Below are 21,405 nucleotides of genomic sequence, written 5' to 3'. Positions count from 1 at the left end.
TGGGAGCTGGCTTGCCTGTATCGCAGGCAAGCCAGCTCCCACATTTGATTGAGTGATGCGACTAGCCGCGCCGGTCGAGCAGATTGACCACCAGCCGGTCAATCCAGCCCCACACCCGCTGCTTCACCCGCCGCCACAACGGCCGCGCCTTCCATGCCTCCAGGCTCACCGCCTGGCTCTGGGCAAAGTCCGCTTCGAAACTGCCCACCACCGCTGCCGTCAATTGCGGGTCCAGTGCTTCCAGGTTGGCTTCCAGGTTGAAGCGCAGATTCCAGTGGTCGAAATTGCACGAGCCAATGCTCACCCAATCGTCCACCAGCACCATCTTCAGGTGCAAAAAGCACGGCTGGTATTCAAAGATCTGCACGCCTGAACGCAGCAGGCGCGGGTAATAACGGTGCCCGGCGTAACGCACCGACGGGTGATCGGTGCGCGGCCCGGTGAGCAACAGACGCACGTCCACGCCGCGCCCAGCCGCCCGGCGCAAGGCACGGCGCACGCTCCAGGTGGGCAGGAAGTACGGGGTGGCCAGCCAGATACGCGATTTGCTGCTGTTCAAGGCGCGAATCAACGATTGCAGGATGTCACGGTGCTGACGGGCGTCGGCATACGCAACGCGGCCTAGCCCCGGCCCGGTGGCGGGCACCTTGGGCAAGCGGGGCAAACCAAAATGGGTCGCCGGTTTCCATTCACGGCGCGCAGCGTTAGCGTGCCATTGCCGGTCGAACAGGGCCTGCCAGTCCAGCACCAATGGGCCGCTGATCTGCACCATCACTTCATGCCAGTCGGCGGTGTCTTGGCCCGGCGTCCAGAATTCGTCGGTGACGCCCGTACCACCGACCACGGCGACACGCTGATCAATCAGCAGCAACTTGCGGTGGTCGCGATACAGGTTGCGCATCCAGCGCCGCCAGTTCAGGCGGTTGTAAAAGCGCAACTCCACACCGGCATCGGTCAAGCGCTTGCGCAGCCCCAGGGTAAACGCCAGGCTGCCGTAATCATCGAACAGGCAACGCACCTGCACGCCGCGTTCGGCGGCCAGCACCAGTGCCTGCACCATGGCTTCGGCGCAGGCACCCGCTTCGACCAGGTACAACTCAAGGTCAACCTGCTGCTCGGCCCGGGCGATGCCCACCAGCATCTGCGGGAAGAAGTTCGGCCCGTCGATCAGCAATTCGAACTGATTGGCGCTGCGCCACGGGAACACTGCGCCGCTCATGTCAGCGCGCCGTGAAGATCAGCACCGCACCCACCGGCACTGACAAACTGATCGACTTGAGCCCCGCTGCCTTGCGCAAGGCAGCTACACCCGGCGCCAGGTCAAAATCCTCGGCATGCAATACCACAGGCTCCAGGGTCACCACTTGGAAACGTCGATCATCCAGGCGCGTGGCCAGCAGCTCGGCGCTGTAGGTCTGGGTCTTGCCGTGCAGCGTGACGCTCAGGGGCAGGCGCAATTCCAACTGCGCGCCGGACGCCAGGTCGTTGATGGGCTGCAGGTTGATCTGCGCACTGATCTGCGCTTCGGGGAAGGTCTTGATCTCGAACAGCTCTCTACGCATGCGCTCGTCGCGCAGCGGGATGCCGCTGTTGATCGACTCCAGTTCCACTTCCAACTGAGCCGCGCCTTTGGCGTCGACCTTGCCGTGCAGCACCAGGAAGCGCTGCACTTCGGCAATCTCGGTGTTTTTGGTGGTGACGAAGGACAGGCGTGAGGATTCATTATCCAGGTACCAGTCGGCGTGGGCGGGCACTGCTGCAGCGGCCAAAAGGGCGAAGGCCAAGGGTTTGATTGACATTGAAGACTCGCGGGGGAAAACCTGAGCGAACCATAAGCGCAATCTCATGAACGGCGCAAATTCATTGTGGGAGCGGGCTTGCTCGCGAAAGCGCAGTGCCAGTCAATACATGTGTAGCTGATACACCGCCTTCGCGAGCAAGCCCGCTCCCACATTTATTCGGCGGTGACTATCAAACCAGCGCTCGCTGCACTTCGCAGATCGTTTCTTCAAGGCTGCCCATATGCAAATTCAACACACGCTCCACTGGCGCCTGATGCATCGGCCAATGCAACGCCATGCTCCCCACCAGGCGACCATTGGCGCGCACCGGCAGCGCCACCGCCCGGATCAGGAACGGCAAACGCACAGGATATTCCCAATAGCCCTCGGTACGCTGGCCAAAGCCCTGGTGCTGGGTTTGCTCGCATGCGCGATAGTGCTCGTCTGCCGCCACATGATTACGGCCTGCCAGGCGCTGTACTTCTTCGGCCGGCAATTGCGTCAGGCAGGCCTTGCCCATCGCCGAGTGGAACAGGCTGGCGTACTGGCCGACGATCTGACAGTTGTTCGGGTACAGCTTGCGCAACACGCTGGGAATCGCACTCTCCATGACTTCCAGGCGTTCGCCATCAAAGCACGACAAATCCACCACCAGCCCGGTGCGCTCGCTCAGTTCCAGCAACCAGGGCGCGGCGCTCTCCACCACCTGGCGCTTGAAGCGTTGCTGGGTATCGCCGAACAAGCGCCGGGCACGCAGGCGGTAACGTCGATCACTTAGGCCCCGATAGACCCAACCCTGCTCCTGCAAGGTCAGCAACATGCGCGACACCGTGGCCTTGGGCAGACGCGTGAGGTAGTGCAGCTCTTCCAGCCCCAGGGCCTGGTGCTCGCCCAGCAACTCGACGATTGCCAGTGCGCGCTCAACCGAGCGTACGGTGCCTGTCTCCATGTTCGATCTCCCTGTAGCCGGTGGATGATCTTTTTTTCACAGCAAGATACAGGCCCGTTCAGCGCTCAGCGGGTCGTTGCAAGGCACGCCGGCGGCCGGCGTTGTACCCATTGGGTCAGTTGTTCATGGGCGTAGGCCAATTGCAGCACGGCCCTGTCGGCCTGGGCCGGGCCAATGATTTGCAGGCCCATGGGCAGGCCCTGGGGGTTGAAGCCCACGGGGATGCTCATGCTCGGCAAACCGGCGAGGGTCGGGCCGATCACCACTTCCATCCAGCGGTGATAAGTGTCCATTTCACGCCCGCCAACGACGCGTGGCCAAGGCTGTTGTGCATCGAAAGGGAACACCTGAGCGGTGGGCAACAGCAGGAAATCGTAACGTTCAAACAACTTGCCCAAAGCACGGTACCACTCACTGCGGTCTACCGACGCCTGGTACACCTGCTGGGCGCTCAAACCCTGGCCGCCCTCCACTTCCCATTGGGCTTCGGGTTTGAGCAGTGCGCGTTTTTGCGGGTTGGCGTAGGCCGCGCCGAGGTTGCCGTGCACCAGCCAATGGCGGTGTACCAACCAGCAGCGCCACAGGCGCGCCATGGAAAAATCGGGTTGGCAACTGTGCACTTCACAGCCCAGGCTGGCGAAATCTTCCAGCGCCGCTTCGCACAGGCTCATCACGCCATCATCCATCGGCAGATAACCGTTGTAGTCCCCCAGCCAACCCAGGCGCGCGCCCGTGAAGTCACGCTGCAACGGCTGGCCCAGCACCGCCGGATCAGCCTGGGAGGACAGCGGCGTGCGGGGGTCGTAACCGGCCTGGATGCTCAGCAACCGCGCCACATCCGTGACGCTGCGCCCCATCGGGCCTTCGGTGCCCAGTTGCTGCACGAACAGCTCCGGCATCGGCCCGTGGGGCACCCGCCCTTGGGAGGGGCGCAAGCCGAACACGTTATTGAACGCCGCCGGGTTGCGCAGCGAGCCCATCATGTCGCTGCCGTCGGCCACCGGCAGCATACGCAGCGCCAAGGCCACCGCCGCCCCGCCACTGCTGCCACCCGCCGCCAGGCTTGGGTCATAGGCATTGCCGGTGGTGCCGAACAGCGTGTTGTAGGTGTGGGAGCCCAGGCCGAACTCCGGCACGTTGGTCTTGCCGATGATGATCGCGCCACTGGCCCGCACCCGCGCCACGCTGATGGCGTCTTCTCCCGGCACATGCTCGGCGAACAGCGGCGAGCCCAAGGTGGTGCGCAAGCCCTGGGTGGCCGCCAGGTCCTTGATGGCCTGGGGCATCCCATGCATCCAGCCACGGGAGTGGCCCTGGTCCAACTCACGATCGCAGGCCCTCGCCTCGGCCAGCACGGCCTCGCTGTCGCGCAACGACACCAGCGCATTCACGCCGGGGTTAAAGCGCTGGATCTGCGCCAGGTACGCCTGCATCACTTCCTCGCACGACACCTGCCGCCCATGAATGGCCCGCGACAGCTCAGTGGCATCCCAATCAACAATACTCAAGGCTTCACCTCTCTGGAAAACGGCAACGGCTTGCTCGCCCGGGGGGCCTCGCGCATGCAGTAAGTGCCCAGCAGCGTCAGCACGCACGCAAACAATACATAAAACGAGGGCGCCACCGGTGTGCCCAGCACTTTGCTCAGCCAGGTCACGATCAACGGCGCGAAACCACCGAACACCATCACCGCCACGTTATAGGCCACCGACACGCCGGTGGAGCGCACCTCAATGGGGAACTGCTCGGCCAATGCCGTCGGCGCTGGCCCGAAGAACCCGCCAATCGCGGTGCACAACATCACCTGCATCACCAGCAAGCGCTCAATGGACGGCGCGGCGGCCACCCACACATACAAGGGGTAGACCATCACGAAGAACGCCAGGGTGAAGGCCATCAACACCGGTCGCCGCCCCAACCGATCCGAGAGCAGGCCGGACAAGGGGATCACCACGGTCATCAGCGCCACCGCAAACATCTGCACCATCAACACCTGGTCCAGCGGCAGGCCGAGGTTCTTGTGGGCGAAGGTCGGCATGTTCACCAGCACCACGTAGAACGACACCGTCGCGCCGCACGCCAGCCCCATCGACACCAAAATACTGCGCCGATGCTCACGCAGCACTTGCATCAGGCTCGGCGCCGGGCCGGTGGCTTGCTTGCGCGCTTCGATGAATTCTTCCGGGTCTTCCATGTGCCGACGAATCCACAACCCCACCGGGCCGATCAACAAACCCAGCACAAACGGCAGGCGCCAGCCCCACAGGTCGAGGGTCTCAGGCGAAAAGAAATGCGTGACCAGCGCCACCATCGCGGCCCCGCCGAACACCGCCAGGCACTGCCCTACCAATTGCCAGGAGCCATACAAGCCCTTGCGATGGGCTGGCGCGCTCTCTACCAGAAATGCCGTGGCGCTCGCGTACTCACCGCCAGTGGCAAAGCCCTGGAGCATGCGCGCCACCACGATCAGCAACGGCGCGCCCATGCCGATGGCGGCATAGTTCGGCGCGAAGGCGATCAGCGCGATGGACACGGTCATCAGCCGGATAATCAACTGCATCGCCGCCTTGCGGCCTTTGCGATCAGAGTAGATGCCCAACAGGATGCCGCCCACCGGGCGCATGAAAAAGCCCACGCCGAAGGTGGCCAGCGCCATCAGCAGCGAGGCGTACTCGTCCTCCGAGGGAAAGAACTGCCGGGCGATGATGCTGGCCAGAAAGCCGTAGACGATAAAGTCATACCACTCCAACGCGTTGCCGATCACGGCCGCCACCACTTGGCGAGTGCGCGAGACACCAGGTTTTGCAGTCTGCATGAGGAGCACTCCATTCAACCGATAAGGGAAAGGGTCCAGCGGCAGAAAAGACGTTGCTGTAGGAGCGAGCTTGCTCGCGAAGGTCGTCAACGATGACGCAGCGCTATCAGGGAGCACGTGTCGCCTGTGGGTTTTTCGCGAGCAAGCTCGCTCCTACAAGGGTTTGGGTTAGCCGGCTGGCTTGAGCCAGCTCTCGGCCAGCGCGCCCCAATAGGCGGCGCCGGTCAGCAGGATGTCGTCGTTGAAGTCATAGGCGGGGTTGTGCACCATCGGCCGCGACACGCCGTTGCCGATAAACAGGTAACTGCCGGGGCAGCGTTGCAGCATCCAGGCGAAGTCTTCGCTGCCCATCAGCGTGCGGGTGTTGCCATCCACGGCGTCGGCACCGAGCAAGGCCACGCCGACCTGGCGGGCGAATTTGGTTTCTTCGGCGTGGTTGACCAGTACCGGGTAGGCCGGGCGGTGTTCGATCTGCACCGTGCAGCCGAAGCTGGCGGCCTGGGTCTGGATGATTGCGTTGACCCGCTCCAGCATCTGTTCGCGTACCTTGGAGTTAAGTGCGCGCAGGCTCAGGCGCAGCAGGGCTTGCTGGGGAATCACATTGGCGGCTTGCCCCGCTTGCAAGGCGCCGACCGTGACCACGGCGGCTTCCTGGGTGTCGATATTGCGCGCCACCACCGTCTGCAAGGCCATGACCATGCTCGCCGCCGCCACCAGCGGGTCCACGGTCAAATGCGGCATCGAGCCGTGGCCACCTACGCCTTCAAGCGTCACGGTAAGCAGATCCTGAGAGGCCATCATCGGCCCCACTCTCAAGCCCAGATGCCCCGCCGGCAAGCCCGGCATATTGTGCATGCCGAACAGCCCATCACAGGGAAAACGTTCCAGCAAACCGTCCGCCAACATCGCCTCGGCGCCGCCCTGGCCTTCTTCGGCGGGTTGAAAAATCAGGTTCAAGGTACCGTCGAATTGCCGCGTCGCCGCCAAGTAACGCGCGGCGCCGAGCAACATGGTGGTGTGGCCGTCATGGCCGCAGGCATGCATGCAGCCGGCGTGCTGGCTGGTATAGGCCGCGCCGGTATTTTCGATGATGGGCAAGGCGTCCATATCGGCACGAATCCCCAACGTGCGCGAGCTGTTGCCATTGCGCAGCACACCGACCACACCGGTCTTGCCGATGCCGGTGTGCACCTCGTAACCCCACTCTTTAAGTGACTGTGCGACCAACGCTGAAGTGCGGTTCTCTTCAAAGCCGAGTTCGGGATGGGCATGGATATCGTGACGTACAGCGTGCAAGTCGCTGGCAACGTCGCTGAGCCAATCCAGGATGTGCTGGTGCGGGCGCATGGTGATTCTCCTCACAGGCGGGTGGTCCCGTTCTTGTTGGCGACACATCGACAGCTAAGCGCGATGTGGGCGTGAGGACAATCAAAGGTGGTTCCACTCTGTGGAACCTCAGGGCTGGCTCTTTTTCCGAAAGCCCATGCAGAGGATGCAAATGTGGGAGCGGGCTTGCTCGCGAATGCGCAATACCAGCCAATCCATGTGTTGATTGACCCACCGCATTCGCGAGCAAGCCCGCTCCCACAGGGGTGATGGGGGTGTCAGGGAGTCAGGCGGCAGCCTTGGCGGTTGCCCATCCATCGCGCTGTATGCGTACGCCCCAACCCACTCGCCGTCACTTCACTGCGTTCCGGCTTATCGATAAACGCACTGATGGGCACGTACTGCTTCACATACCCGAGGCAATACTGCGCCGGGTTGTTGGCCACATACCGGCACGAGCAGTACTCCTTGGCGGTGTACGCCGCGATGATGTCGGGGAAGGCTTGCAGGTTGACGCGTTCATGCCAAACCCAGCCCAAGAGTGCGATAAACAACACCAGTAAAACGCTGATAAATGGATGACGACGGATCATGAGCGCACCGCCGCCAGCACGCGTTTGAGCAGTTCGTTATGCCGGTAACTGCCATCGCGATCATCGCCGTAGCGCACGATCACCAGGTGTTCGTCAGGCAACACAAACAGCGCCTGGCCCCAGTGTCCCAGCGCGGCGAAGGTGGTGGCCGGTGCGTCGGGCCAGGGTTGAGGGGCGCCGGTGTTGAGCCACCAATGGCCGCCTGGCACGGCTTCATCCTGGCCGGCTTTGTCGTGGTCGAAGGGCCGGCGGTTGAAGGCAACCCAGTCCTTGGGCAGCAGTTGCCGCTCGCCCCAGCGCCCATCCCGCGCCATCAGTAGCCCAACTCGTGCCAGATCGCGGGCCGTGAGGTAGGCATAGGATGATGCGACAAACGTCTCATCGGCATCGGTTTCCCAGGTTGCGTCGCGAATGCCCAGGGGCTGGAACAGCGCGTCCCACGGGTAGGTCATGTAGGCCTTGTGGCCGAGCATGCCCTTGAGTGCGGCGGACAGGATAGTGCTGTCGCCACTGGAATAACGGAAAGCCTGGCCAGGGGCGGCGGTGGCCTCGGTATCCGCTGCGAATTGCGCCATGTCGGTGTGGCCACGGGTGTAGAGCATCGCCACCACCGAGGATTTCAACGGGGCGTATTCGTAGTCTTCCTGCCAATCCAACCCCGAGGCCCAGTGCAGCAGGTCGGCCATGCTCACCTTGGGATGCTGTTTCATCGGCGGGTAGAAACGTGCAGCGGGGTCGCTGAGTTTGAAGCGGCCTTGCCCATAGGCCACGCCCAGCACGGTAGCCATCAGGCTTTTGCTGACGGACCAGGTGAGGTGCGGCGTGCTGGCAGTGGTGGGCGCGGCGTAGCGTTCATAGATGATTTGGCCGTCACGAATGACCAGCAACGCATCGGTGCGAATACCGTTGCGGGTGGCATCGTCACGGGGTGGGAAAGCGTAGGCGTCCAGGGCATCGACAGCGGGACCGGCGAGAAGCGTGCCCATGGCCCATTCCTCTTCAGGCCAGACTTCAGCGCGGGCATTAAGGGTGACAAACAGCAGGGCAACGCACAACAGGCCTCGGACCATGGACACGAACTCAAGGGGGGCATTCAAGCCCGCGAGCCTAGCCCACGCCAGTGACAGATTTGCGACAAGGGGCCTGTCATCCAACCGTCACCGTAACTTCATGGAGCTGACACCGAGGCTACATAGCCTGACTTTGGACAACAAAGTCGACTGGCCGCAACCTGGCCGGCACCCGGAGACTCGCTATGACTCAGATCGCCCGCATCAGCGACAAAGGCAATGAACGCCGTCTGCAAGCCGAACGCCTGGTAGGCGCGAAGGCATTGCAGGAAGCCCAGGCCCTGCGGTTCAACGTGTTCAGCGGCGAATTCAACGCCAAGCTGAAAGGCGCGGAACTGGGTCTGGACATGGATGACTATGATGTTCACTGCAGCCATATCGGCGTGCGGGATTTGAACAGCGGTCGACTTGTCGCCACCACCCGTCTGCTCGACCACCAGGCCGCCAGCACACTGGGCCGGTTCTACAGCGAAGAAGAATTCAGCCTGCATGGCCTGCTGCACTTGCAGGGCCCGATCCTGGAAATCGGCCGTACCTGCGTCGACCCGGCCTACCGCAACGGCGGCACCATTGCGGTGCTCTGGGGCGAGTTGGCCGAAGTGCTCAACCAAGGTGGCTACAGCTACCTGATGGGCTGCGCGAGCATCCCGATGCACGACGGCGGCATCCAGGCCCACGCGATCATGCAGCGCTTGCGCGAGCGCTACCTGTGCAACGAACACCTGCGCGCCGAACCAAAAAAACCGCTGCCGGCCCTGGACTTGCCGTCCAACGTCATCGCCGAAATGCCGCCGCTGCTCAAGGCCTACATGCGCCTGGGCGCGAAGATCTGCGGTGAGCCGTGCTGGGATGAAGACTTCCAAGTGGCCGACGTGTTTATCCTGCTCAAGCGCGACGAGTTGTGCCCGCGCTACGCGCGCCACTTCAAGGCGGCCATGTGATGAACCGCCTGCGCATTTACGGGCGCATCGCCCGCGTGTTGTTGGTGGTGGCGCTGGGGTTGAGCATGGCCAGTGTATTTGGCCTGTTCGAGCGCCTGGGGGTGGCTAACTCGATGGTGCGGCGCCAGCGTTGGTCGCGCTTCTTTATGGCGCGACTGACCAACGCCCTGCCCTTTCGCGTGACGGTGCATGGCGAGTTGCCGCAAACGCCGATGCTGTGGGTGAGCAATCACGTGTCCTGGACGGACATCCCGTTGCTGGGCATGGTGGCGCCGATGTCGTTTTTGTCCAAGGCCGAGGTGCGTACCTGGCCGGTGGCGGGCTGGCTGGCGGCCAAGGCGGGCAGCCTGTTTATTCGTCGCGGTTCAGGTGACAGCCAGTTGATCCGCAAGCAGATGACCCGTCATCTGGAGCAACAGCACCCCTTGCTGATGTTCCCCGAAGGCACCACCACCGACGGGCGCGGCCTGCGCACGTTTCACGGGCGCTTGCTGGCCAGCGCGATCGATGCGGATGTGTCACTGCAGCCAGTGGCGATTCGGTATCTGCGCGAAGGCCAAGTCGACCCGCTGGCGCCCTTTATTGGCGATGATGATTTGCTCTCGCACCTGATGCGCTTGTTTTCCAATGACCGCGGCGATGTAGAGATTCATGTGCTCAAGCCGATTGCCTGCGCTGGACAGGAACGTGCGGCGTTGGCGTATCAGGCGCAGCAGGCGGTGCAGAAGGCGTTGTTCGGGCCGGTGCCGGAGACTGAGCAAGTGGCTGCTCGGCCAGCATTCGCCGCCTGAAGCAATGTGAACACCCTCTAAAATGTGGGAGCTGGCTTGCCTGCGATGGCGGTGGGTCAGCCACAGCATTCTCAACAGGTAGGCCGCTATCGCAGGCAAGCCAGCTCCCACATTCAGATCTCATGTAGTCAGTTGAGATTGTGCAAACTTCTGCAACTCTGGGTAGAACAGTCGAAAGTCCTCACTCAGCGGCTCATACAAAACCCGCAACTCCTGCATCGCATACCCCAATTCCTCGGGCTGTGTCAGCCGCCGCGAAATCCCGCGCAGCACCTGGTCCATCACCGCAAACTCGCGGTACGAGCCCAACCAATCATCCGCTGCCATATACGGCGCAATCTGCGCCAGCCGCCCCGGCAACGCGGGTTCGGCCGCCAACACCCGATACACCTGCGACGTGAAACGCTCCAGGGGTTGGTCGGCATACAGCGCCCAGTCGCGCGCCAGGCAATGGTCAAAAAACACATCGAGGACGATGCCGGCATAGCGCCTGCGGGTCTGGCTGAAACGCGACAACGCCTCCCCCACCAAGGGGTGGCTGTCGGTGAACCGGTCGATGGAGCGATGCAGCTGGATCGCCGCTTCGATTTGCGGGCTGAACTGGCCCTGCAGGCGGCCTTTGACGAAGTCGCCATAGAGGCTGCCCAGCAGTTGTGCAGGAAGTTGGCCGCCCAGATGCAGATGTGCGAGATAATTCATGCCGCGCAGTCTACCACTGCCACCTACATATCGTTATAACCCGATATACCGATTCGCTCTGGCCTCAGATCAAAATTATATTGGTATATCGGGATATGACGATTTAAAGTTCGCCTCATCGCGATATAACGCTTTACGACACCGAGCACCCTGCCATGTCCATCGACCTCGACGAAATAATAAAAGCCCTGGCGCACCCAGTACGACGAGACATCCTCACCTGGCTCAAAGACCCGAAAGTGCAGTTCCCCGAGCAATTGCACAACCACGAATACGGCATCTGCGCCGGGCAGATCGACCAGCGCTGCGGCTTGTCCCAGTCGACCGTGTCGGCCCACCTGGCCACCTTGCAACGGGCGGGGTTGATCAGCAGCCAGAAGGCCGGGCAGTGGCACTTTTTCAAGCGCAACGAGGAGGTGATCCAAGCCTTTCTCACGGCGCTCATCACCGAACTCAGCGCACCGTAATCACCAAGGACACACCCCATGCCCCTCTCGCTACTCATACTGGCCCTGAGCGCCTTCGCCATCGGCACCACCGAGTTCGTCATCATGGGCTTGCTGCCCGATGTGGCGGCGGACCTGGGTGTGTCGATTCCCGGCGCCGGCTGGCTGGTGACCGGCTACGCCCTGGGCGTGGCCATCGGCGCACCGTTCATGGCACTGGCCACCGCCAAGCTGCCACGCAAGGCGGCGCTGGTAGCGTTGATGGGTATTTTCATTATCGGCAACCTGCTCTGTGCCCTGGCAAGCGACTACAACGTGCTGATGTTTGCCCGTGTGGTCACGGCGTTGTGCCACGGTGCCTTCTTCGGGATTGGTTCAGTGGTGGCGGCCAACCTGGTGCCGGCCAACAAGCGTGCATCGGCGGTGGCGTTGATGTTCACCGGGTTGACCCTGGCCAACGTGCTGGGCGTACCCCTGGGTACGGCGCTGGGCCAGGAAGCCGGCTGGCGCTCGACCTTCTGGGCCGTGACCGTGATTGGCGTGATCGCCTTGATCGGCCTGATTCGCTTTTTGCCCGCCAAGCGTGACGAAGAAAAACTCGACATGCGCGCCGAACTGGCCGCCCTCAGGGGTGCCGGTATCTGGTTGTCGCTGAGCATGACTGCGCTGTTTGCCGCGTCCATGTTCACCCTCTTTACCTACGTCGCACCGCTGCTGGGCGATGTCACTGGCGTGTCGCCCAAAGGCGTGACCTGGACCCTGCTGCTGATCGGCCTGGGCCTCACCGTGGGCAACATCATCGGCGGCAAACTGGCAGACAAGCGCCTGGCGGCTACCTTGATCGGCGTGTTCATCAGCATGGCGGTGGTGTCCACGCTGCTGAGCTGGACCAGCGTTGCGGTGATCCCAACCGAGATCACCCTGTTCCTGTGGGCCACCGCCTCGTTCGCCGCCGTGCCGGCGCTGCAAATCAACGTGGTGACCTTCGGCAAGGCCGCGCCGAACCTGGTGTCCACCTTGAACATCGGCGCCTTCAACATTGGCAACGCCCTCGGCGCCTGGGTCGGCGGCAGCGTGATTGCCCACGGCTTCGGCCTGACCAGCGTGCCGCTGGCGGCCGCCGCACTGGCGATTCTCGCGCTGCTGGTGACCCTGATCACTTTCCGTCAGGGCGGCAATGCCGACCTGGCCCCCGCGACCCACTGATCAACTTAAAAGAGAAGGTGTTTTTTCCATGACGACTATTTTCGATCCGATCACACTGGGCGACGTGCAGCTGTCGAACCGCATCATCATGGCGCCGCTGACCCGCTGCCGCGCGGATGCCGGGCGCGTGCCCAATGCGCTGATGGCCGAGTACTACGTGCAACGCGCCTCCGCCGGGCTGATCCTCAGCGAAGCCACTTCCGTGACACCGATGGGCGTGGGCTACCCGGACACCCCCGGCATCTGGTCCAACGACCAGGTGCGCGGCTGGGCCAACATCACCAAGGCCGTGCATGGCGCGGGCGGCAAGATCTTCTTGCAGTTGTGGCATGTGGGCCGCATCTCCCACGCGTCCTACCTGAACGGCGAAACCCCGGTGGCCCCGAGTGCAGTCCAGGCTAAAGGCCACGTCAGCCTGGTTCGCCCGCTGGCCGACTACCCTACCCCGCGCGCCCTGGAAACCGCTGAAATCGCCGACATCGTCGACGCTTACCGCACCGGCGCCGAGAACGCCAAGGCTGCCGGTTTCGACGGCGTGGAAATCCACGGCGCCAACGGCTACCTGCTCGACCAGTTCCTGCAAAGCAGCACCAACCAACGCACCGACCAGTACGGTGGCTCCCTGGAAAACCGTGCGCGCCTGTTGCTGGAAGTCACCGACGCCGCCATCGAAGTCTGGGGCGCCGGCCGCGTGGGCGTGCACCTGGCACCGCGTGCTGATGCGCATGACATGGGCGACGACAACCTCGCCGAGACCTTCACCTACGTCGCCAGCGAACTGGGCAAGCGCGGCATCGCCTTTATCTGCTCGCGCGAAAAAGAAGGCGCGGACAGCCTTGGCCCACAGCTGAAAAAAGCCTTCGGCGGTGCGTACATCGCCAACGAGCGCTTCACCAAAGACAGCGCCAATGCCTGGCTGGCGGCGGGCAAGGCGGACGCAGTGGCCTTCGGTATTCCCTTCATCGCCAACCCGGACCTGCCGGCGCGACTGAAGGCCGATGCGCCGTTGAACGAGCCGCACCCGGAGAGCTTCTACGGTAAAGGCCCAGTGGGTTATATCGACTACCCGACGCTGCCGATCTAACGCAACCCGCAAAACCCAATACTGTAGGAGCGAGCTTGCTCGCGAAAAACGTCAACGATAACGCGCGCTTCCTGAATGAACGCGGCGTCTGTTAGTTTTTCGCGAGCAAGCTCGCTCCTACAGTGTCAGGAGCAAGTTCTCTCCCACATTTGTGCTTGTTGGAAACATCGCTTCACAGAACCGCAACAATATCGCTACAAAATACTTAGCCGGCTACCTATCAACCGCCCGCCATGCCGTATATAAAGTCACCCCACAAATCAGGCAGAAGGACGATTGACCGTCTTTAGGCTTTACTGTTGACACAACGGGTTGCAATTACGCATTTTGTTTCAATTGCGCAGGCTGGGGCTCAGGCGCAGCATGTCCAGCCCTATATCAGCCCAGCGCTCGGCGTCCTGATGCAGTTCAAAGCTATCGGGGACCAGCAGCCACTGGCCGATCAAACCGTGGATAAAGGCATGTATGCAGACAGCCCCACGGGTGGTGTCGAGATTTTCAGGCAGTTGCCCGCGATTGACCGCGTTACGCAACGTCAGGCTGATACGCAGGTTGCATTCCAGGCTATGGGTCTGGCGTTGGCGGCGCATGTCGCACATTTCATCGGTGAACTCGCACTTATGAAACAGAATCTCGTTGATGCGCCGGGTTTTCGGGTCCAGGGCCACTTCATGGTAGAGATGAATCATCAGCTTGCGCATACAGCCCAGCGGGTCGACTTCATCCTCGCTTTCACTCGCCCGGGCCAATTCGTCCAGGGGTTCGTGCAGCGTGTCGAGCAAGGCCTGGAGCAAATCGGACTTATTGCTGAAATGCCAATAGATAGCCCCACGCGTGACGCCCGCCAACGCGGCGATGTCCGCCAGGGTGGTGCGCGCCACACCACGCTCATAAAAGGCTTGCTCGGCGGCTTGGAGAATCTGGCTGCGCGTTTCCTGAGCTTCCTCTTTGGTGCGACGAACCATGGCAGTAAAACCTCAATCGGGACACTGTGGACGGTACTTGACCGTCATCTGAATAATTGTGGGACGACGCCGTCATGGGCGCCGAACGTACTAGAATCGAGGCTTGCGGCGGTGCTTTGTCAGCATTGCGCGAAGCCTGTCAAGAGTTTACAAACAACCATGAACGTAAGTATATTGCGTAGCAAGCTACTTATCCACTCACGGCTTGTTTTTTACCCTTCCACACTTCTTGTGCGCACTCTGCGCGCCTGACCCGAGGATCTTCATGCAACTTAAGCCAGCTGTTACCGCTCTGGTCACTGCCGTCGCCCTGGCATCGCTGCTCAGCGGATGTAAAAAGGAAGAAGCGGCACCGCCCGCTCAAACCCCTCAGGTCGGCGTGGTCACCATTCAACCGCAAGCCTATACCCTGACCACCGAGCTGCCTGGCCGCACCACGGCCTTCCGCATTGCGGAAGTTCGGCCGCAGGTCAACGGCATCATTCTCAAGCGCCTGTTCAAGGAAGGCGCCGACGTAAAGGAAGGGCAACAGCTCTACCAGATCGACCCGTCGGTGTATGAGGCCACCCTGAAAAGCGCACAAGCCAGCCTGTCCCAGACCAAGTCCATCAGCGACCGCTACAAGCAGTTGGTTGATGAACAGGCCGTCAGCCGTCAGGAATACGACACTGCCGTCGCTAACCGCATGACCGCCGAAGCAAACGTTCAAACCGCCCAGATCAACGTGCGCTACACCAAAGTGTTTGCACCGATCTCCGGGCGCATTGGTCGTTCTTCGGTGACCGAAGGCGCACTGGTCAGCAATGGCCAGGCCGATGCCATGGCCGTGATTCAGCAACTGGACCCGATCTACGTCGACGTCACGCAGTCCTCGGCTGAAATGCTGAAACTGCGCCGCGACCTGGAAAGCGGCCAGCTGGAGAAGGCCGGCGAAAACGCCGCCAAGGTCAAGCTGACCCTGGAAGATGGCACGGCCTACGCCCAGGACGGCAAGCTCGAGTTCTCCGAAGTGTCGGTCGACCAGACCACCGGTTCCGTGACCCTGCGTGCCGTGTTCCCCAACCCTGACCACGTGCTGCTGCCGGGCATGTTCGTGCACGCCCAGCTGCTGGCCGGTGTGAACAGCAAGGCCATCCTGGCGCCGCAGCAAGGCGTGACCCGCGACCTGCGCGGCATTCCAACGGCGCTGATCGTGAACAAGGACAACAAGGTCGAGCAACGCGAACTGGTTGCCAACCGTACCGCCGGTGCCTACTGGCTGGTGGAAAAAGGCCTCAATGCCGGTGATCGCGTCATCACCGAAGGCTTGCAGTACGTCAAGCCAGGCGCCGAGGTTAAGGTCACGGAAGCCTCCAACGCCAAACCCGCCGGTACCGCTGCAGCGCCTGCTGCCGCTGCTGGTCAAGGGGAGTAATCCATGTCGAAATTTTTTATCGACCGTCCCATTTTCGCCTGGGTAATTGCCCTGGTGATCATGCTGGTCGGGGCACTCTCGATCCTGAAGTTGCCCATCAACCAATACCCGGCCATTGCGCCAACGGCCATTGATATCCAGGTGACCTACCCAGGCGCGTCCGCACAAACCGTGCAGGACACCGTGGTGCAGGTCATCGAGCAACAGCTCAACGGTATCGACAACCTGCGTTATGTCTCCTCGGACAGTAACTCCGACGGCAGCATGACCATCACCGTGACGTTCAACCAGGGTACCAACCCGGATATCGCCCAGGTTCAGGTACAGAACAAGCTGAACCTGGCCACCCCACTGCTGCCCCAAGAAGTGCAGCAACAGGGTATCCGTGTGACCAAGTCGGTGAAGAACTTCCTGATGGTGATCGGTCTGGTGTCGGAAGACGGCAGCATGACCAAGGACGACCTCTCCAACTACATCGTGTCCAACATCCAGGACCCGATCTCCCGTACCGCGGGGGTGGGTGACTTCCAGGTGTTCGGTTCGCAGTACGCCATGCGTATCTGGCTCGACCCGGCCAAGCTGAACAACTACCAGCTCACGCCAGTGGACGTCAGCAATGCCATCAAGGCTCAGAACGTGCAGGTGGCCACCGGCCAATTGGGCGGCCTGCCTGCCCTGCCTGGCACCCAGCTGAACGCCACGATCATCGGCAAGACGCGTCTGCAAAGCACCGAAGAATTCGCCAAGATCCTGATGAAGGTGAACACCGACGGCTCCCAGGTTCGCCTGGGTGATGTCGCGCGTATCGAACTGGGCGGCCAGAACTACAGCATCAGTGCACAGTTCAACGGCAAGCCGGCTTCGGGTATGGCGATCAAGCTGGCGGCCGGTGCCAACGCACTGGACACCGGCAAGGCCATCCGCGAAACAGTCAAGTCCCTGGAGCCGTTCTTCCCGCCTGGCATGAAGGCGGTGGTGCCCTATGACACCACCCCGGTCGTGACCGAATCGATCTCCGGTGTGGTTCACACCCTGGTCGAAGCGATCGTGCTGGTGTTCCTGGTGATGTTCCTGTTCCTGCAGAACTTCCGTGCCACCATCATCACCACCATGACCGTACCGGTGGTATTGCTGGGTACCTTCGGGATCCTGGCGGCGTGCGGCTTCACCATCAACACCCTGACCATGTTCGGCATGATCCTGGCCATCGGCTTGCTGGTGGACGATGCCATCGTTGTGGTGGAAAACGTCGAACGGGTAATGGCAGAGGAACACCTGTCGCCCAAGGAAGCAACGATCAAGTCCATGGGCCAGATCCAGGGCGCCCTGGTGGGTATTGCCCTGGTGCTCTCGGCGGTACTGCTGCCGATGGCGTTCTTCGGTGGTTCCACCGGTGTGATCTACCGGCAGTTCTCCATCACCATTGTTTCGGCGATGGCGTTGTCGGTACTGGTTGCCCTGATCTTCACCCCGGCGTTGTGCGCCACCATGCTCAAGCCGATTGATCCGGAAAAACACGGCCAACCCAAGCGCGGCTTCTTCGGCTGGTTCAACCGCACCTTCGACCGTGGCGTACTCAAGTACGAGCGCGGCGTGGGCGGCATGATCAAGCACAAGATCCCTGCGTTCCTGGTGTATGCGCTGATCCTGGTCGGCATGATCTGGATGTTCACCCGTATTCCAAGCGCGTTCCTGCCTGAGGAAGACCAGGGTGTGATCTTCGCCCAGGTGCAGACACCGGTTGGTGCTTCGGCTGAGCGCACGCAAAAAGTCGTCGACGACATGCGCGCCTTCCTGCTGAACGACAAGGAAGGCGAGCCAGGCGAAGGCAAGGCGGTGAAGTCGGTGTTTACCGTGAACGGCTTCAACTTTGCTGGCCGTGGCCAGAGCTCGGGTCTCGCGTTCGTGATGCTCAAACCGTGGGATGAGCGTGACTCGACCCAATCGGTGTTCGAAGTGGCCAAGCGTGCCCAGGGTTACTTCTTCGGGGCCTTCAAGGACGCCATGGTATTTGCCATCGTGCCACCTTCGGTACTGGAGCTGGGTAACGCCACCGGTTTTGACGTGTTCCTGCAAGACCAGGGTGGCGTCGGCCACGACAAGCTGATGGCTGCACGTAACCAGTTCCTGGGCGCGGCAGCACAGAGCAAGGTGTTGGCCGGCGTACGTCCTAACGGCGTGAACGACGAGCCGCAGTACGAGCTGACCGTTGACGACGAGAAGGCCAGTGCCCAGGGCATCAGCCTCGCGGATATCCAGCAGACCCTGGCCATTGCCTTGGGTGGTAGCTACATCAACGACTTCATCGACCGTGGTCGCGTGAAGAAGGTGTATGTACAAGGTGACGCCGCCAGCCGCATGTCGCCCGAAGACCTGGACAAATGGTACGTGCGCAGCAACGACGGGAAAATGGTGCCGCTGTCGGCCATCTCGTCGGGCCAGTGGATCTACGGTTCGCCCAAGCTTTCGCGATACAACGGTGTAGCGGCGATGGAAATCCTCGGTACCCCGGCACCGGGCTACAGTACCGGTGATGCGATGGCCGAAGTCGAACGCATCGCCAAAGAACTGCCGGCCGGTGTCGGTTACGCCTGGACAGGCCTGTCGTACGAAGAACGCCTTTCCGGTTCCCAGGCGCCAGCACTGTACGCACTGTCGCTGCTGGTCGTGTTCTTGTGCCTGGCGGCACTGTACGAAAGCTGGTCGATCCCGATCGCGGTGATTCTGGTTGTACCTCTGGGTGTGATCGGTGCACTGATTGCCACCAGCATGCGCGGCTTGTCCAACGACGTGTTCTTCCAGGTGGGCCTGTTGGTGACGGTGGGCCTGGCGGCGAAAAACGCCATCCTCATCGTGGAATTCGCCAAGGAACTGCATGAGCAAGGCAAAGGCATCGTCGAGGCGGCTATCGAAGCATCCCGCATGCGTCTGCGCCCGATCATCATGACCTCGTTGGCGTTCATGCTCGGCGTATTGCCGCTGGCAATCTCCACCGGCGCCGGTTCAGGCAGCCAGCACGCAATCGGTACCGGCGTTATCGGCGGTATGATCACGGCCACTGTGCTGGCGATCTTCTGGGTGCCACTGTTCTACGCAACCGTGTCCGCCGCTGGCGAACGCAAAAAGAAAGACACTACTGAAACTCCTAAAGAGGCTGGCCAATGAGCAAGTCGCTACTTTCCCTAGCCGTCACCGCATTCGTGCTCAGTGGCTGCTCGCTGATACCTGACTATCAGCGTCCCGAAGCGCCGGTGGCCGCGCAGTTCCCGCAGGGGCCGGCGTATTCGTCGGCCCAGGCGCCGAGCCAGGCCGCTGCCGAGCAAGGTTGGAAGCAGTTTTTCCATGACCCTGCCCTGCAGCAATTGATCCAGACTGCGTTGGTGAACAACCGTGACCTGCGTGTCGCGGCGCTGAACATCGACGCCTATGCAGCGCAATACCAGATCCAGCGTGCCGACCTGTTCCCGGCGGTATCGGCCACCGGTAACGGCAGCCGTTCGCGTACCCCGGCCAAGCTGTCGCAGACCGGCGAATCGACCATCGCCAGCCAGTACTCGGCGGGCCTTGGCATCAGTTCGTATGAGCTGGACCTGTTCGGCCGCGTTCGCAGCCTCAGTGAAGAAGCGCTGCAAAAGTACTTCGCCACTGAAGAAGCGCGCCGCAGCACCCAAATCAGCCTGGTGGCCAGCGTGGCGAATGCCTACCTGACCTGGCAGGCCGACAAGGAGCTGCTCAAGCTGACCCAGGACACCCTGGCCGCGTTCGAGCAAAGCTACAAGCTCACCTCGCGCAGCAATGAAGTCGGCGTGGCCTCAGCCCTCGACCTCAGCCAGGCACGCACCTCGGTGGAAAACGCCCGTGTGCAACTGGCGCGTTACACCCGCCAGGTGGCCCAGGACGAAAACAGCCTGACCCTGCTGCTGGGCACCGGCCTGCCGGCCAATATCGCCAGTAAGCCGTTGTCCGATGACTTGCTCAGCGAAGTGCCGGCCGGGTTGCCATCGGACCTGCTGCAACGTCGTCCCGACATCGTGCAGGCCGAGTACAACCTCAAGGCGGCCAACGCCAATATCGGCGCGGCCCGTGCGGCGTTCTTCCCGAGCATCAGCCTGACCGCCAGCGCCGGTACCGCCAGCCCTACCCTGGGCGGCCTGTTCAAAGGTGGTTCGGGGACCTGGGCGTTTGCCCCGCAGATCAACATCCCGATCTTCAACGCCGGTAGCCTGCGCGCAAGCCTGGACTACTCGAAGATCCAGAAAGAGATCAACGTGGCCAACTACGAGAAGGCCATCCAGACCGGCTTCCAGGAAGTCTCCGACGGCCTCGCCGCGCGTGCGACCTACAAGCAGCAACTGGATGCCCAGCGCGGCTTCGTCGAGGCTAACCAGGATTACTACCGCCTGGCCGAGCGTCGCTACCGCATTGGTGTCGACAGCAACCTGACCTTCCTCGATGCCCAGCGCCAACTGTTCAGTGCCCAGCAATCGCTGATCACCGACCGCCTGGCGCAGCTCACCAGCGAGGTCAACCTGTACAAGGCCCTCGGCGGTGGCTGGAACGAGCAGACCGCGAAGAACGAGCCGTTGAAAGAACAAGCACCGCCGTTGAAGTTGTTCTGATAGCGCAGGTGTGAAAAAACCGCTTCCCTTACCGGAAGCGGTTTTTTTATGTCATGCCGTTTTAATCATTATCAAAATAAGTTCATGTATGGATCTCAAGCTTAGAGCATCTGACCTCCATGTCCTTGCCATCATCCGTCGTCCAACCGAATGAAAAACTGGCATGGATCGAGGTCTCGCCAGACCCATCGCTGGAAATGCTTTTGACGCTCAAATTGCCCCAATACTCTTGCGGGGAATACTCGACATCGCTTTCAAGCCCAAATGTGGCACGGATAAGGCCTTCTCCAGGCCCGATAATGTAAGTCATATTCTCCTTCAGCTTGAACGCACGCTCTTTTCCATCACCGTCTGCCTCAAGGGTCAGTTCGTTTTTCGAGCCAGGGTTGCCTTCGACTCCCAACCGAATTCGCAAATGGTGACCCTCGATGTAGCTCAACTCAAAACTATCGAATTGAATTGGCACCGTCCTGATCAATTCCGCCCTGAACGTATTTGAGGACGTTAAAAACTCACCCCTATCTGATCCAAAGCTCATGAAATTCACTCCCTGATCACGTAAAAAAGATACTGTCAGCCTTTTCGAAAATAGGCGTATGAAATCAGAAGATCTACTGTTAACCCTGACAGTAGACAGCTAACCCTGCGCGCCGGAAGCTGACGAGTCGGGCGCCTCACAATTACGTTCGATCATCGCCCACAACCC

The 21,405-nt window shown here is 61.4% G+C and carries 19 protein-coding genes; 8 read left to right on the top strand and 11 right to left on the bottom strand.

Going from position 1 to position 21,405, the window contains the following annotated elements; all coding sequences use genetic code 11:
- Positions 1-61: 61 nt before the first annotated feature.
- The 8 genes from N2A98_RS07100 to N2A98_RS07065 all read right to left on the bottom strand — a co-directional run bounded on the left by N2A98_RS07100 (position 62) and on the right by N2A98_RS07065 (position 8,534).
- On the bottom strand, positions 62-1,219 hold the full coding sequence (locus tag N2A98_RS07100) for a phosphatidylserine/phosphatidylglycerophosphate/cardiolipin synthase family protein (RefSeq protein ID WP_044272722.1): 1,158 nt from the start codon (positions 1,217-1,219) through the stop codon (positions 62-64).
- Between the two features lies 1 nt (position 1,220).
- Entirely contained in the window at positions 1,221-1,799 is a 579-nt protein-coding gene (locus N2A98_RS07095; RefSeq protein ID WP_044272720.1) for a YceI family protein, read from the bottom strand.
- A 172-nt stretch (positions 1,800-1,971) separates the two neighbouring features.
- Complete coding sequence (locus N2A98_RS07090; RefSeq protein ID WP_034134951.1) at positions 1,972-2,730, bottom strand: helix-turn-helix domain-containing protein; 759 nt, start codon at positions 2,728-2,730, stop codon at positions 1,972-1,974.
- 65 nt (positions 2,731-2,795) lie between these two features.
- Positions 2,796-4,238 carry an amidase gene (locus tag N2A98_RS07085; protein WP_275623192.1) on the bottom strand — a complete coding sequence of 481 codons (1,443 nt, stop codon included), beginning with the start codon at positions 4,236-4,238 and terminating at the stop codon, positions 2,796-2,798.
- Entirely contained in the window at positions 4,235-5,545 is a 1,311-nt protein-coding gene (locus N2A98_RS07080; protein WP_032893098.1) for a citrate-proton symporter, read from the bottom strand. The genes N2A98_RS07085 and N2A98_RS07080 overlap by 4 nt, the downstream gene beginning before the upstream one ends.
- 168 nt (positions 5,546-5,713) lie before the next feature.
- Complete coding sequence (locus tag N2A98_RS07075) at positions 5,714-6,892, bottom strand: M20 aminoacylase family protein (RefSeq protein WP_275623191.1); 1,179 nt, start codon at positions 6,890-6,892, stop codon at positions 5,714-5,716.
- Positions 6,893-7,149: 257 nt separating this feature from the next.
- Positions 7,150-7,464, bottom strand: a complete 315-nt coding sequence (locus N2A98_RS07070; RefSeq protein ID WP_275623190.1) for an amidase — start codon at positions 7,462-7,464, stop codon at positions 7,150-7,152.
- Positions 7,461-8,534, bottom strand: a complete 1,074-nt coding sequence (locus N2A98_RS07065) for a serine hydrolase (RefSeq protein ID WP_275623592.1) — start codon at positions 8,532-8,534, stop codon at positions 7,461-7,463. The genes N2A98_RS07070 and N2A98_RS07065 overlap by 4 nt, the downstream gene beginning before the upstream one ends.
- Positions 8,535-8,719: 185 nt before the next feature.
- On the opposite strand from N2A98_RS07065, the gene olsB reads away from it, so the two are divergent.
- Positions 8,720-9,475 carry an L-ornithine N(alpha)-acyltransferase gene (gene olsB, locus N2A98_RS07060; protein WP_044272710.1) on the top strand — a complete coding sequence of 252 codons (756 nt, stop codon included), beginning with the start codon at positions 8,720-8,722 and terminating at the stop codon, positions 9,473-9,475.
- Complete coding sequence (locus tag N2A98_RS07055) at positions 9,475-10,266, top strand: lysophospholipid acyltransferase family protein (protein ID WP_078802679.1); 792 nt, start codon at positions 9,475-9,477, stop codon at positions 10,264-10,266. The genes olsB and N2A98_RS07055 overlap by 1 nt, the downstream gene beginning before the upstream one ends.
- A 120-nt stretch (positions 10,267-10,386) precedes the next feature.
- Here N2A98_RS07055 and N2A98_RS07050 read toward each other — a convergent pair whose 3' ends face one another.
- Positions 10,387-10,965: an ACP phosphodiesterase gene (locus tag N2A98_RS07050; protein ID WP_003189350.1), complete on the bottom strand. Its 579-nt coding sequence runs from the start codon at positions 10,963-10,965 to the stop codon at positions 10,387-10,389.
- A gap of 155 nt (positions 10,966-11,120) precedes the next feature.
- On the opposite strand from N2A98_RS07050, the gene N2A98_RS07045 reads away from it, so the two are divergent.
- The 3 genes from N2A98_RS07045 to N2A98_RS07035 are packed head-to-tail and all read left to right on the top strand — an operon-like array spanning position 11,121 to position 13,701.
- Positions 11,121-11,432, top strand: coding sequence for a helix-turn-helix transcriptional regulator (locus N2A98_RS07045; protein ID WP_003189349.1), 312 nt, complete (start codon positions 11,121-11,123; stop codon positions 11,430-11,432).
- Positions 11,433-11,450: 18 nt separating this feature from the next.
- Positions 11,451-12,617 (top strand): MFS transporter, encoded by a 1,167-nt coding sequence (locus tag N2A98_RS07040; protein WP_275623189.1) that lies wholly within the window; start codon positions 11,451-11,453, stop codon positions 12,615-12,617.
- Between the two features lie 28 nt (positions 12,618-12,645).
- Entirely contained in the window at positions 12,646-13,701 is a 1,056-nt protein-coding gene (locus N2A98_RS07035; protein WP_275623188.1) for an alkene reductase, read from the top strand.
- 332 nt (positions 13,702-14,033) lie between these two features.
- On the opposite strand, the gene N2A98_RS07030 is transcribed toward N2A98_RS07035, so the two are convergent.
- Positions 14,034-14,666, bottom strand: a complete 633-nt coding sequence (locus tag N2A98_RS07030) for a TetR family transcriptional regulator (protein ID WP_044272702.1) — start codon at positions 14,664-14,666, stop codon at positions 14,034-14,036.
- Between the two features lie 265 nt (positions 14,667-14,931).
- On the opposite strand from N2A98_RS07030, the gene N2A98_RS07025 reads away from it, so the two are divergent.
- The 3 genes from N2A98_RS07025 to adeC are packed head-to-tail and all read left to right on the top strand — an operon-like array spanning position 14,932 to position 20,699.
- The gene (locus tag N2A98_RS07025) at positions 14,932-16,080 is read left to right on the top strand and encodes an efflux RND transporter periplasmic adaptor subunit (protein WP_034134944.1); all 1,149 of its coding nucleotides are present in this window, start codon (positions 14,932-14,934) and stop codon (positions 16,078-16,080) included.
- Positions 16,081-16,083: 3 nt separating this feature from the next.
- Positions 16,084-19,245 (top strand): efflux RND transporter permease subunit, encoded by a 3,162-nt coding sequence (locus N2A98_RS07020; protein WP_003189340.1) that lies wholly within the window; start codon positions 16,084-16,086, stop codon positions 19,243-19,245.
- The gene (adeC, locus tag N2A98_RS07015) at positions 19,242-20,699 is read left to right on the top strand and encodes an AdeC/AdeK/OprM family multidrug efflux complex outer membrane factor (RefSeq protein ID WP_003189337.1); all 1,458 of its coding nucleotides are present in this window, start codon (positions 19,242-19,244) and stop codon (positions 20,697-20,699) included. The genes N2A98_RS07020 and adeC overlap by 4 nt, the downstream gene beginning before the upstream one ends.
- An 82-nt stretch (positions 20,700-20,781) precedes the next feature.
- Here adeC and N2A98_RS07010 read toward each other — a convergent pair whose 3' ends face one another.
- Positions 20,782-21,237, bottom strand: coding sequence for a hypothetical protein (locus N2A98_RS07010; protein WP_275623187.1), 456 nt, complete (start codon positions 21,235-21,237; stop codon positions 20,782-20,784).
- Between the last annotated feature and the right edge of the window lie 168 nt (positions 21,238-21,405).

It is taken from the genome of Pseudomonas sp. FJ2-5-13, assembly GCF_029201605.1.
In the GTDB taxonomy this organism is placed as follows: Bacteria; Pseudomonadota; Gammaproteobacteria; order Pseudomonadales; family Pseudomonadaceae; genus Aquipseudomonas; species Aquipseudomonas lactis.
The sequence above is the reverse complement of the archived record's forward strand: the minus strand, read 5'-3'. Positions and strand labels throughout refer to the sequence as shown.

Bases quoted from the DNA above. Each gene is read 5' to 3' on its own strand.
- N2A98_RS07100 (WP_044272722.1), bottom strand. From the start codon at position 1,219: ATGAGCGGCGCAGTGTTCCCGTGGCGCAGCGCCAATCAGTTCGAATTG.
- N2A98_RS07095 (WP_044272720.1), bottom strand. From the start codon at position 1,799: ATGTCAATCAAACCCTTGGCCTTCGCCCTTTTGGCCGCTGCAGCAGTG.
- N2A98_RS07090 (WP_034134951.1), bottom strand. From the start codon at position 2,730: ATGGAGACAGGCACCGTACGCTCGGTTGAGCGCGCACTGGCAATCGTC.
- N2A98_RS07080 (WP_032893098.1), bottom strand. From the start codon at position 5,545: ATGCAGACTGCAAAACCTGGTGTCTCGCGCACTCGCCAAGTGGTGGCG.
- N2A98_RS07075 (WP_275623191.1), bottom strand. From the start codon at position 6,892: ATGCGCCCGCACCAGCACATCCTGGATTGGCTCAGCGACGTTGCCAGC.
- N2A98_RS07070 (WP_275623190.1), bottom strand. From the start codon at position 7,464: ATGATCCGTCGTCATCCATTTATCAGCGTTTTACTGGTGTTGTTTATC.
- N2A98_RS07065 (WP_275623592.1), bottom strand. From the start codon at position 8,534: ATGGTCCGAGGCCTGTTGTGCGTTGCCCTGCTGTTTGTCACCCTTAAT.
- olsB (WP_044272710.1), top strand. From the start codon at position 8,720: ATGACTCAGATCGCCCGCATCAGCGACAAAGGCAATGAACGCCGTCTG.
- N2A98_RS07055 (WP_078802679.1), top strand. From the start codon at position 9,475: ATGAACCGCCTGCGCATTTACGGGCGCATCGCCCGCGTGTTGTTGGTG.
- N2A98_RS07050 (WP_003189350.1), bottom strand. From the start codon at position 10,965: ATGAATTATCTCGCACATCTGCATCTGGGCGGCCAACTTCCTGCACAA.
- N2A98_RS07045 (WP_003189349.1), top strand. From the start codon at position 11,121: ATGTCCATCGACCTCGACGAAATAATAAAAGCCCTGGCGCACCCAGTA.
- N2A98_RS07040 (WP_275623189.1), top strand. From the start codon at position 11,451: ATGCCCCTCTCGCTACTCATACTGGCCCTGAGCGCCTTCGCCATCGGC.
- N2A98_RS07035 (WP_275623188.1), top strand. From the start codon at position 12,646: ATGACGACTATTTTCGATCCGATCACACTGGGCGACGTGCAGCTGTCG.
- N2A98_RS07030 (WP_044272702.1), bottom strand. From the start codon at position 14,666: ATGGTTCGTCGCACCAAAGAGGAAGCTCAGGAAACGCGCAGCCAGATT.
- N2A98_RS07025 (WP_034134944.1), top strand. From the start codon at position 14,932: ATGCAACTTAAGCCAGCTGTTACCGCTCTGGTCACTGCCGTCGCCCTG.
- N2A98_RS07020 (WP_003189340.1), top strand. From the start codon at position 16,084: ATGTCGAAATTTTTTATCGACCGTCCCATTTTCGCCTGGGTAATTGCC.
- adeC (WP_003189337.1), top strand. From the start codon at position 19,242: ATGAGCAAGTCGCTACTTTCCCTAGCCGTCACCGCATTCGTGCTCAGT.
- N2A98_RS07010 (WP_275623187.1), bottom strand. From the start codon at position 21,237: ATGAGCTTTGGATCAGATAGGGGTGAGTTTTTAACGTCCTCAAATACG.